Source organism: Sporosarcina sp. BP05, from assembly GCF_014282005.1.
Taxonomy (GTDB): Bacteria; Bacillota; Bacilli; order Bacillales_A; family Planococcaceae; genus Sporosarcina.
Genome location: NZ_JACFTD010000011.1, coordinates 36,946 through 48,827, shown reverse-complemented (window position 1 = coordinate 48,827; position 11,882 = coordinate 36,946). Strand labels below are relative to the sequence as shown.

Genomic DNA, 11,882 nt, shown 5'->3' with positions numbered 1-11,882 from the left:
AAAGAGAATATTCCGAAAAACCTTGCAACTTATCTCTGAAATTAGATATACTAAATAAAAGGCAGCAGGGGTGATAGGGATGGAGAACAATTATTCATATGCCGAGTTTTTGAAAGCTGTAGGGAAAAACAGTACTTCGCTCCAAGCGGAAAAGCTGTTGAATGAAATTTATTTGGATCTTTTTTTGAAGCATATACACAGAGAGCAAACGAAGACCAGGATTATGGGATTTATCGACCTTGCGCTTGACTGTCGGGATGAAAGCGCATTCCTAACGTATTCCGAAAGACTGGGAAAACTTGAAGAGAATGATTGAAAAATGTTAGGACGCTACATGTTGAATAGACATGCAGCGTTTTTTTCTGTGTGTTTTATAAAATGGGAAAATTAGCACGCCTGTTGATTAACCAAAGTAACCAGCAATAACTTGATCACACACTAGGACCCCCTCAGTAAATCTGTCATGAATAGATAGCCGTAAGCGGGCCGAAAATAGTCCAGTGAAAATGAAGGTAATCAAGCCCTTCTCACCAGTGTTTTATGTAACTAAATGGTTAATCAACAAACGTCGGGAATTAGTGAAAAAACGTACGTTCGCTTTTTGCTCGTCAAAAGATGAGTAAAGTGATAAGATAGAAGTAACTGATAGAGGAGGTTTTTCCGATGATCGGAAAATTCAATTTGCAAGCCCCTTATACACCACAAGGCGATCAGCCGTCTGCAATCGCACAACTAGTAGAAGGACATAACCGAGGTGAGAAGCACCAAACTTTGCTCGGTGCAACCGGGACTGGGAAGACGTTCACGGTTTCGAATGTCTTAACGGAAATTAATAAACCGACTCTCGTTATGGCTCACAACAAAACATTAGCGGGTCAATTATATAGTGAATTTAAAGAGTTTTTTCCTGATAATGCTGTTGAATATTTCGTCAGTTTCTATGATTATTATCAGCCAGAAGCGTATATTGCACATACCGACACCTTTATTGAAAAAGACTCAAGTATCAATGACGAAATTGATAAATTGCGACACTCTGCCACATCTTCCTTATTTGAAAGGAATGACGTGCTCATTGTAGCCTCTGTCTCCTGCATTTACGGCCTAGGTTCCCCAGAAGAATACAGCGCACATGTTGTATCTCTCCGTCCAGGTATGGAAATCGGACGTAATGAACTGTTACGTAGATTTGTAGATATTCAATACGAACGGAATGACATAAGCTTCACTCGGGGGACGTTCCGAGTACGCGGCGATGTTGTTGAACTTTTGCCAGCATCCCAGGATGAACATTGCTTACGAATCGAGTTTTTCGGGGATGAAATCGAACGGATTCGCGAAGTGGACTCACTGACAGGTGAAATTCTCGGCGAACGTGAACACGTCGCCATATTCCCCGCATCTCACTTTGTCACCGGTGAAGAAAAGATGGTCAAGGCAATTGAGAACATTGAGATAGAACTAGAAGAACGTTTGAAAGAATTTCGTTCCCAGGACAAACTGTTGGAAGCACAGCGCCTTGAACAGCGGACACGCTATGATCTTGAAATGATGCGGGAAATGGGCTTCTGTTCGGGTATCGAAAACTATTCTCGCCATTTAACGCTTCGTCCTGCTGGAGCGATCCCGTATACGCTGCTTGACTATTTCCCAGATGACTTTCTTATTATTGTTGATGAAAGTCATGTCTCACTACCACAAATCCGCGGTATGTATAACGGTGACCAGGCACGGAAAAATGTCCTTGTTGAACATGGTTTCCGTCTGCCTTCAGCACTCGACAACAGACCGCTGACATTCCAAGAATTCGAAGACCATGTCCACGAAGCGATTTATGTTTCTGCGACACCAGGTCCTTACGAAATCGAGCACACTCCCGAAATGGTTCAACAAATTATCCGCCCGACTGGACTACTAGATCCGACGATTGAAATCCGTCCAATTGAAGGACAGATTGATGATTTGATAGGTCAAATTAGAGAACGGACGAAAAAGAACGAACGAGTTTTAATTACGACGTTAACAAAGAAAATGTCCGAAGACTTGACCGATTACTTGAAGGAAATTGGTATAAAAGTTCAATACCTTCATTCTGATATTAAAACACTTGAACGAATTGAAACGTTACGAGAACTGCGAATAGGCACATATGATGTCTTAGTAGGGATTAACCTCTTAAGGGAAGGGATAGATATTCCAGAGGTATCACTTGTTGTAATCTTAGATGCAGATAAAGAAGGATTTCTTCGTTCTGAGCGAGCACTTATTCAGACGATGGGCCGCGCTGCCCGTAACTCCAATGGACATGTTATTTTGTATGCAGATAGGGTGACGGACTCCATGGCGAAGGCAATTGGTGAAACGGAGCGACGTCGGGATATTCAACGAAAATACAATGAAGAGCATGGCATAACGCCGACGACAATTAAAAAGGAAATCCGTGATGTGATTCGCGCAACCGCAGTATCAGAAGAAGCTATTTCCTATTTAGAAAAAGTAACACAGGGCAAGAAATTGACAAAAGACGAAAAGACAACGCTTCTTGTCACTTTGGAAAAAGAGATGAAAGAGGCGGCGAAAGCACTCGACTTCGAACGTGCTGCTGAACTAAGGGATACGATCATGGAATTGAAGGCTGAAAGGTAGGGTTTTTATGAAGAATAAAGAAATCATCATACAAGGCGCACGCGCGAATAATTTAAAGAACATTGACATAAATATTCCACGTGACAAATTGGTCGTCATGACAGGACTTTCGGGGTCGGGAAAATCTTCACTCGCATTCGATACAATTTACGCTGAAGGACAGCGGAGGTACGTTGAATCACTATCTTCTTATGCAAGACAGTTTCTAGGTCAGATGGACAAGCCGGATGTGGATGTCATTGAAGGACTATCCCCTGCAATTTCAATTGATCAAAAGACGACAAGCCGCAATCCCCGCTCGACCGTCGGAACTGCGACGGAAATATACGACTATCTCCGTCTTCTTTATGCTCGTGTAGGCAAACCAATCTGCCCGATTCACGGAACGGAAATTTCGTCACAGACAATTGAGCAAATGGTTGACCACCTTATGAAATTACCGGAGCGTGCACGTATTCAAGTTCTGGCACCTATTGTATCAGGTCGTAAAGGAACACATGTAAAATTAATCGAAGACATTAAGAAACAAGGGTATGTGCGAATTCGTGTCAACGGTGAAATCATAGACCTCGACGACAATATTGAATTGAACAAAAACAAGAAGCATACGATAGAAGTTGTCATCGACCGGATTGTTATGAAAGAAGATATTGCTGCACGCCTAAGCGACTCTCTTGAATCAGCGCTTCGTCTCGCGGATGGAACTGTATTGGTTGACGTCATGGACGGGGAAGAACTCTTGTTCAGTGAACATCATGCTTGCCCATTATGCGGATTTTCAATTGGTGAACTTGAACCAAGAATGTTTTCATTCAACAGTCCATTTGGTGCTTGTCAGGAATGTGATGGGCTGGGGACAAAGCAAGAAGTTGACCCGGAATTAATCATGCCAGACCTAACGCTATCGTTAAAAGATCATGCGATTGCGCCGTGGGAACCGACAAGTTCACAATACTATCCGGAACTCTTAAAAACTGTTGCGGATCATTTTGGCATATCCATGGATGTGCCGGTAAATGAATTGGCAGACGATGAACTTGATAAAATATTAAATGGCTCAAAAGATGAAAAAATTCGATTCCGTTACACTAACGAATTTGGTGGCACGAGAGATAGCAATATCTACTTCGAAGGTGTTTTGGCAAATGTAGAACGTCGCTATAAAGAAACCTCTTCAGATTATATCCGAGAACAGATGGAGAAGTATATGTCACAGAGGCCGTGTCCAACATGTGCCGGATACCGTTTAAAGGAAGAGTCGCTCGCGGTAAAAGTGAATGGCATACATGTTGGAAAAGTTACGGAATTGTCTATTACTGAGGCAGACCAGTTTTTCAAAAATCTTGTGCTGTCAGAAAAAGATAAGCAAATTGCGAAGCTTATATTACGTGAAATCGAAGAGCGTCTTGGATTCCTAATTAATGTTGGACTCGATTATTTGTCGTTATCGAGGGCGGCTGGAACGCTATCTGGCGGAGAAGCACAGCGGATTCGATTGGCAACGCAAATTGGTTCAAGACTGACGGGCGTTCTTTATATTTTAGATGAACCATCTATTGGACTTCATCAGCGCGATAACGACCGCTTAATTGGTACATTGAAAAGTATGCGCGACATCGGCAATACATTGATTGTAGTTGAGCATGATGAAGATACGATGATGGCTGCCGATTATTTAATTGATATCGGACCTGGTGCGGGTGTTGCGGGGGGAGAAATCGTTTCTGCAGGTACACCTGAAAAAGTGATGAATGACCCTAACTCACTGACAGGTCAATACTTGAGTGGCAAGAAGTTTATCCCGCTGCCGTTGGAAAGACGTAAACTGGATGGACGAAAAATAGTCATTAAAGGTGCATCTGAAAATAATTTAAAAAATGTAAATGTAGATATTCCACTAGGCCAATTCATAGCTGTGACAGGTGTTTCAGGATCGGGGAAAAGCACGCTTATCAATCAAGTACTTTACAAAGTGCTCGCCCAGAAATTGAATCGTTCTAAGCAGAAACCGGGCCAATATAAATCTGCTATAGGGCTTGAAGAACTTGAAAAAGTCATTGAAATCGACCAGTCCCCAATTGGGCGGACGCCGAGATCCAATCCTGCGACCTATACAGGCATGTTTGATGATGTACGGGATATGTTTGCTTCTACGAACGAAGCCAAAGTCCGCGGTTATAAAAAAGGGCGCTTCAGCTTTAACGTTAAGGGTGGTCGTTGTGAAGCTTGTCGTGGCGATGGAATCATTAAAATCGAAATGCACTTCTTACCGGACGTCTATGTACCTTGTGAAGTTTGTCATGGAAAACGATATAATAGAGAAACACTCGAAGTAACCTATAAAGGAAAAAATATTGCGGATGTCCTTGCTATGACGGTAGATGATGCACTCGTGTTTTTTGAAAATATACCTAAAATTAGCCGTAAGCTCCAGACGATTGTTGATGTTGGTCTAGGTTATATTAATCTAGGCCAGCCGGCAACAACATTATCGGGTGGGGAAGCGCAACGGGTGAAACTTGCTTCTGAGCTGCACAAGCGCTCGAATGGAAAATCGTTTTATATTCTTGACGAACCGACGACGGGGCTTCATGTCCATGATATTGCCAAATTACTTATTGTATTGCAGCGCCTTGTCGATACAGGGAATACTGTACTCGTTATCGAGCATAATCTGGACGTTATTAAAACTGTCGATTACATTATCGACATAGGGCCTGAAGGTGGCGATAAAGGCGGGCAAATTATCGCAACAGGTACGCCAGAAAAAGTGGCAGAATCCACAGTTTCATATACAGGTTATTATTTAAAACCAGTTCTTGAGCGTGAACGAAAACGAATGGATATGATGATTGAAGATGCGGAAAAAGTTTCGAAATGAAACCTTTTCCACATCCACTCGTATATATAGATAGTCATAAAATAACGGAGAAATCCGGATCACCACAATACTAGGGGGCGTAATGATGCAAAATGAACGGAAACGGATTTTAGCAATGCTGGAAAACGGTACGATCACGACCGAGGAAGCATTGACACTTCTAGAAACATTAGGGAAAACGGGTCAAGTGGAAAAAAACGCTGAGGCTAAAAAGGTTACTGTAGAGTCGCAAGAATTGGAAGAACAATATAGTGAACCAAAACAACAAGAAAAAAAAGGTCCATTTGAAAAGGCTGAGCCTGTTATCGAAGACGAGGATCAAAATCAGCCTTCTATGGATGAATTCCTTGAAGATTTGACAAAGGATTTTACGAACGTTGGAGACAGATTCATGCAATTCATGCAGACGGCTGTTCAAAAAGTGAAATCATTCGACTTTGATTCGCCATTTGGCAATACAGTTACGTTCGAACATACAATAACTAAGCCGGCAACCGAAATCGACGAAGTCATCATTGATATCGACAACGGTAAAGTGACAATCCATACCGGGGAAACGGAAGAAGTACGAGCAGACTTCACGGTAAAAACCTATAATAGTGAATCAGAAGAAAAAGCGAAAAACGATTTTCTTGATAAGTTACTGTTCGTTAATGACGAAGGGAAAATAAGAATTTCAAGCGATTTGAAAATGGTTCAAGTAAATGTTGAATTATTCATCCCGAAAAAGGATTACGCGAGAATTTCCGCACGTTTACTGAACGGCTCATTTAAAATGAAAGATGCAACTGCCGAAAAGGTAAAAGTGAAGACTGCAAACGGGAAAATCGAGATTGCCGGATTGACGTTCAACAACGGTGAGTTCGAAACCGTGAATGGCTCAATCGGTCTGACTGGTGTGACTGCTACTACAATTGAGGCAGAAACCTTGAACGGGCGCGTTTACATTGATGGTGCTGTGAAAGATGTGGAGGCACAATCATTAAACGGACATGTCGTCGTTACAACGACAGATCCGGCTGCAGAGAAAATTGAAGCAAAAACAATAAGCGGTACAGTTGAAATTTACATTCCAACAGGCGTTGCCTTATCAGGTGAAATTGCATCCAATATAGGGCGATTGGACTTGAAACTTGATGATGTCGATCGGACTATCGAACAGGAACAATTGTTACATCGGACAATCCGTTTTAAAAAGGACGTAGAAGGAAATCCATCTCCGTTACACATTTTTGGAGAAGCGAAAACGGGTTCAGTTCTCGTTTGTTATAACGCTAAAAAAGAATAACGTATAAAAAGGACTGCTGTTACACCAAAATCGGTGTAATAACAGTCCTTTTTCATTGGGATGAAACTATATAGTCGGCACTTAACAAATAGAATGTTCTTCCAACGCCGCTTTGTCGCTTGGTGATGGCTTTCGCAATCAGCCCGTCAGAAGATCACTGTCGGTCTGATTGCTCCGGCGCCTGCAGGATGCGGGTGTGCAGCCTTTGCCGCAGGACGCGGCAATATTGGGCTGCCTTTCATTAGTGTCGCTTCTTCGCTAGATTTGTTCGTTATACTGGTGAGATTTACCGCCTAGTCGATTCCAAATAAATAGTGCCAACTATATATATGTTAAACAAATGAATACCTATGTGAACTTAGCGAAGACGCCTTACAAGGGGCGGAAGGCACCCCCTAGCGCCGTAGCGAATTCAATGGAATTCTTTATCTCAACATATATTGTTACTTTTTCCCTCGATAAATCCAAGTTGATAGTGCGTGGGCAATTGCCCTTGCACACTGCAGCCTGTATGCTTTCCTCATTAATAACGCGGCTTCTTCTCGATTTGTCATGAATCCGCATTCAATAAGTATTGCGGGTATCCGAGTTTCACGTAGGACAGCGTAGTTCGCTTTCTTCACGCCGCGGTCGGTTCTATTGCAAGCTGTTATTAACGCACTTTGCACGAGGGAAGCAAGTGCTATAGACGCTTTACTGGCTGTAGGGTAAACAAATGTCTCGATTCCATTAGCGCTGTTCCAGTCATTACCAAACGCATTTGCGTGGATAGATACAAATGCATCAACAGTAAGACTGTTGGCAAGCTTTATCCTTGTGGTAAGTGGTACATCTTCTTGTGCTTTATGTGCAAAAATGACTGTGAAGCCTTCTTCAATAAGAAATTGTTTTACAAGATCTGCAACAGCACTGTTAAAGCTGAATTCCCGCAATAGCCCGTCTGGTGAGCGTTTTCCCGCTGTCTCAGGACCGTGCCCCGCATCAATTAGTAGTGTCGTCAACATCTTCCCCTCCTTATCCCCTATATAGGAAAAAAGAGTTTAGAAGTGGACAGTCTCGGCACTAAATCATTTCATTTGAAATTGTGCATGGTAAAATAGGGTATAGACGTTTGAATATATAGAAAAGGGGCGAGTTAATGTCTTATGTAACAGTAAAGGATGTTCAAGAAAAACTTTTTCTTGAACTATGCGCAGGAGAAGCCGGCATTGAGCGTCAAATACATACGAGTGATATTTCAAGGCCTGGACTTGAAATGGCTGGTTATTTCGATTATTATCTGGCGGATCGTGTTCAACTTTTGGGCAAAACAGAACTATCATTTTTCGCGAATTTAAAAGAAGTAGAACGGATAGATCGGATGAAAAGACTCTGTTCAGAAACTACGCCGGCCATCATTGTGGCACATGAAATGGAAGTGCCGATTGAATTGATTGAGGCTGCCGAGAGTAAAGGCATTCCTGTGTTGAAAACGGATGTTCCAACGACACGATTTTCGGGTATGCTGACGAATTATCTAAGTGGCAGACTTGCACCAATGACAGCCCTTCATGGGGTACTTGTAGATGTTTATGGAATTGGCATACTGATCACGGGCAAGAGTGGTGTGGGGAAAAGTGAAACTGCTCTTGAACTTGTGAAAAGGGGTCATCGATTGGTAGCTGATGACCTTGTGGAAATTAGACAGGTAGCTAAAAATGTGTTGATTGGAAATCCACCAAAACTGCTTGAACATATGCTTGAAATCCGTGGAGTTGGGATTGTTGATATGATGACATTGTTCGGGGCCAGCGCCGTGAAAAGTGATAAACGAATATTAATTATCATCGATCTTGAATTTTGGGATCAGGATAAGATTTATGACCGACTTGGTATTGATGAAGAAAAGATGAAAATTATGGATTCGGAATTGACGAAGCTGACTGTACCGGTAAGACCAGGACGTAACTTGTCTGTCATAATTGAAGTTGCAGCAATGGATTATCGAATGAAGAAGCTTGGTGTTAATGCAGCAGAAGAGTTTACGAAAAAACTTGCCGCTGAAATTAAAGTGAATCGAAAGTAAATGATTGATGGAGAAAGGATAGGTTGATACATGTTTAATGTACTTGCAATAAACCCGATTGCATTTTCACTAGGTCCACTGGAAGTCAGGTGGTATGGGATCTTAATTGCACTAGGGATTGTACTCGCATTCATTGTTGTTCAAAAAGAAATGGTGAAGCGCGGAATGCATCCGGATTTTTTGACGGACCTGCTCATTTGGGCTGTTCCAATCGCGATTGTTAGTGCGCGAATTTACTATGTTATTTTCTCGTGGGATTATTATAAAGACCATCCGGGACAAATTATTCAAATTTGGGAGGGCGGCATCGCTATCCATGGTGCATTAATTGGTGCCTTCATTACGACGTACTTCTTCACGAAAAAGAGAGGTATTTCATTTTGGAAAGTGGTTGATATTGCAGCAGCTGGACTGTTGATTGGTCAAATTATTGGCCGCTGGGGAAATTTCATGAATCAGGAAGCGCACGGTGGTCCTGTTTCAGAAAAGTTCATTGAAACAACGATTATTCCTGATTGGATTATGAACCAGATGACGATTGAAGGCGTGACGTATCATCCGACATTCCTTTATGAATCGATGTGGAATATTGTTGGGCTAGTCATTATTATTTCATTGCGCAAAGTGAACTTGAAGCGCGGCGAAATGTTTCTTTTCTACCTTGTCTGGTATTCTGCTGGGCGCTTCTTCATCGAAGGAATGCGAACGGACAGTTTATATGTCATCGGTGAACTTCGGGCGGCGCAGCTAGTATCCGTCATCACAATCATTGTTGCAATCGCGGTTTTCATAGTGCGAAGATATGTTCAAAAAGTAAATGTGAATTATCAAGATAAATAAAAAGGGGTTTGAGAAATGGGGACGCTTCAAAAGGGGTTAAAGGCGGGACTTCTGACAACGTGGACACTGGGGAAAATCATCTTTCCAATCACAGTACTTGTCATCATTTTACAGCATACACCGGTGTTGCCGTGGCTTATTAAACTTGTTGCACCGTTTATGGGGATATTCGGTCTGAGTGGAGAAGCGGCGATTCCGTTGGTGCTTGGTAATGCACTCAATCTGTATGCGGGAATTGCCGGTATTTTATCGTTGGAAATGACTGTCAAGGAAGTATTCATCATTGCTGTCATGTTGTCGTTTTCGCATAATATATTCATTGAAACAGGCGTTGCACTGAAAGTTGGTGTGAAGCTGTGGATCGTGATTGTTGTTCGGTATGGGCTAGCTATTCTATCAGGTATCGTCATCAATTTGTTATGGAAAGGCGGAGGGGAGACGGCGCAATACGGTATGGCTCCGCAAATTACGGCTATACCAGATGGCTGGTTGGAAATTGGATTGCTTGGTGTACAGAAAGCATCATTCGGCGTCTTACAACTTGCCATAATCGTCATCCCACTAATGATTTTTGTCCAGTTATTGAAGGATCGTCATTATTTGCAGAAGTTTTCTGAGAAAGTAGCACCATTTACGAAAATAATTGGTGTACAACCGAATGCTTCAACAACGCTTGTCGCGGGTCTAGTTATCGGCCTTGCTTATGGTGCCGGCGTTATGATTCAGGCTGTACAAGAGGATGGTGTGAGCAAGAAGGACGCAACACTAGCATTCATCTTCCTCGTTGCTTGTCACGCAGTTATAGAAGATACACTGATTTTTATCCCACTTGGCATTCCTATTCTGCCATTACTGATTATCAGGGTCGTAACGGCCTTCGTGCTGACGATCATTGTCGCGTATGTCTGGAAACGGTCTGAACAACAGAAAAAGAAGGAGGTCCCGGTTGCAGATGGCTAAACCAATTACTACACTACTATTTGATTTTGACGGAACATTACTGGATACGAATGAATTGATCATCGGGACATTTCAATATGTCCTTGAAAAAAACTACCCAGGAAAATATGAACGAATCGATATATTACCGTTTCTAGGACCGACATTACACGAAACATTCGATTCGATTGACCCTGAAAAGACGGAGCAACTGATTGAAGAATACAGAGCGTGGAATAAATCGATGCATGATGAACTTTCTAGCGAGTTCGACGGTGTGTCCGAAACAATGAAGTTGTTGAAGGCGGCGGGCATGAAAATGGCGATTGTTTCAACAAAGAGAAAAGATATGGTTATGCGGGGCTTGGGACTTCTTGATGTAGAAGGGGTCTTTGACGAAGTCATAGCAATGGATGATGTAACGAAAACGAAGCCTGACCCAGAACCGATTTTATTGGCACTTGAACGATTGGGAGCTACCGTAGATGAAGCCCTTATGATTGGTGATAACTACCATGATATAGTTGGTGGACAAAATGCGGGAGTCCGTACAGCGGGTGTTGCATGGTCCGCAAAAGGGGAAGCCTTTTTACAAACGTTCAATCCAGATTACATGTTGCAGCATATTTCGGATTTACTGCAATTGGTTAAAGGCGAAAAAAGTTGAGACGTACTGAAAGGCATCCCGCACAAGTTGGAGCAAACTCACTTTGGCATATTTACAAGACGGTCCCGTTTTTGAAAGTGGCAAAAAACTTTGCTGTTATCCAATTATCGAGGTATACACCATTCATCCCGATGAAGAACTTTTTGTTCCGTACGTTTTTGAAAATGGAAGTCGGGAATAAGACGTCTTTCGCCCTAATGGTTATGCCTGACGTCATGTTCCCGGAGCGGATAAAAGTCGGCGACAATTCAATTATTGGCTTCAATACGACAATCCTTGCGCATGAATACTTAATAGATGAGTATCGTATAGGAGATGTCATTATTGGAAAGAACGTATTAATTGGAGCAAATACGACAATTCTTCCTGGAGTAGAAATTGGCGATGGGGCGATTGTTTCTGCCGCTTCCCTTGTAAATCGTGATATCCCACCGGGTGTGTTTGCTGGTGGCAATCCGGTTAAGATCATCTTTACGCAAGAGCAGATGATTGAGCGACAACAAAAAGATGAAAACAGATAGTGCTGATGTATCTTATGGTATAATGGGGGACAATA

The 11,882-nt window shown here is 42.3% G+C and carries 10 protein-coding genes; 9 read left to right on the top strand and 1 reads right to left on the bottom strand.

All coding sequences use genetic code 11. The features are described from left to right. Nucleotides 1–79 precede the first annotated feature (79 nt). From H2672_RS13175 to H2672_RS13160, 4 genes are all read left to right on the top strand, one after another. Entirely contained in the window at nucleotides 80–316 is a 237-nt protein-coding gene (locus H2672_RS13175) for an IDEAL domain-containing protein (RefSeq protein WP_186672103.1), read from the top strand. A gap of 347 nt (nucleotides 317–663) precedes the next feature. After that, on the top strand, nucleotides 664–2,646 hold the full coding sequence (uvrB, locus tag H2672_RS13170) for an excinuclease ABC subunit UvrB (RefSeq protein ID WP_186672101.1): 1,983 nt from the start codon (nucleotides 664–666) through the stop codon (nucleotides 2,644–2,646). Between the two features lie 7 nt (nucleotides 2,647–2,653). Beyond that, nucleotides 2,654–5,527, top strand: coding sequence for an excinuclease ABC subunit UvrA (gene uvrA / locus H2672_RS13165; RefSeq protein ID WP_186672099.1), 2,874 nt, complete (start codon nucleotides 2,654–2,656; stop codon nucleotides 5,525–5,527). 85 nt (nucleotides 5,528–5,612) lie between these two features. Further along, nucleotides 5,613–6,815 (top strand): DUF4097 family beta strand repeat-containing protein, encoded by a 1,203-nt coding sequence (locus tag H2672_RS13160; protein ID WP_186672097.1) that lies wholly within the window; start codon nucleotides 5,613–5,615, stop codon nucleotides 6,813–6,815. A 443-nt stretch (nucleotides 6,816–7,258) separates the two neighbouring features. On the opposite strand, the gene H2672_RS13155 is transcribed toward H2672_RS13160, so the two are convergent. Then, entirely contained in the window at nucleotides 7,259–7,816 is a 558-nt protein-coding gene (locus H2672_RS13155; RefSeq protein ID WP_255485818.1) for an N-acetylmuramoyl-L-alanine amidase family protein, read from the bottom strand. 137 nt (nucleotides 7,817–7,953) lie between these two features. Between H2672_RS13155 and hprK the strand changes: the two genes are divergently transcribed. The 5 genes from hprK to H2672_RS13130 are packed head-to-tail and all read left to right on the top strand — an operon-like array spanning nucleotide 7,954 to nucleotide 11,847. Beyond that, nucleotides 7,954–8,880 (top strand): HPr(Ser) kinase/phosphatase, encoded by a 927-nt coding sequence (gene hprK, locus H2672_RS13150; RefSeq protein ID WP_186672093.1) that lies wholly within the window; start codon nucleotides 7,954–7,956, stop codon nucleotides 8,878–8,880. Between the two features lie 30 nt (nucleotides 8,881–8,910). Further along, nucleotides 8,911–9,720: a prolipoprotein diacylglyceryl transferase gene (gene lgt / locus H2672_RS13145; protein WP_186672091.1), complete on the top strand. Its 810-nt coding sequence runs from the start codon at nucleotides 8,911–8,913 to the stop codon at nucleotides 9,718–9,720. A 15-nt stretch (nucleotides 9,721–9,735) separates the two neighbouring features. Continuing rightward, nucleotides 9,736–10,680, top strand: coding sequence for a nucleoside recognition domain-containing protein (locus H2672_RS13140; protein WP_186672089.1), 945 nt, complete (start codon nucleotides 9,736–9,738; stop codon nucleotides 10,678–10,680). Beyond that, nucleotides 10,673–11,326, top strand: coding sequence for a pyrophosphatase PpaX (ppaX, locus tag H2672_RS13135; RefSeq protein ID WP_186672088.1), 654 nt, complete (start codon nucleotides 10,673–10,675; stop codon nucleotides 11,324–11,326). The genes H2672_RS13140 and ppaX overlap by 8 nt, the downstream gene beginning before the upstream one ends. Next, nucleotides 11,323–11,847 (top strand): acyltransferase, encoded by a 525-nt coding sequence (locus H2672_RS13130; protein WP_186672087.1) that lies wholly within the window; start codon nucleotides 11,323–11,325, stop codon nucleotides 11,845–11,847. The genes ppaX and H2672_RS13130 overlap by 4 nt, the downstream gene beginning before the upstream one ends. The last annotated feature ends 35 nt before the right edge of the window (nucleotides 11,848–11,882 follow it).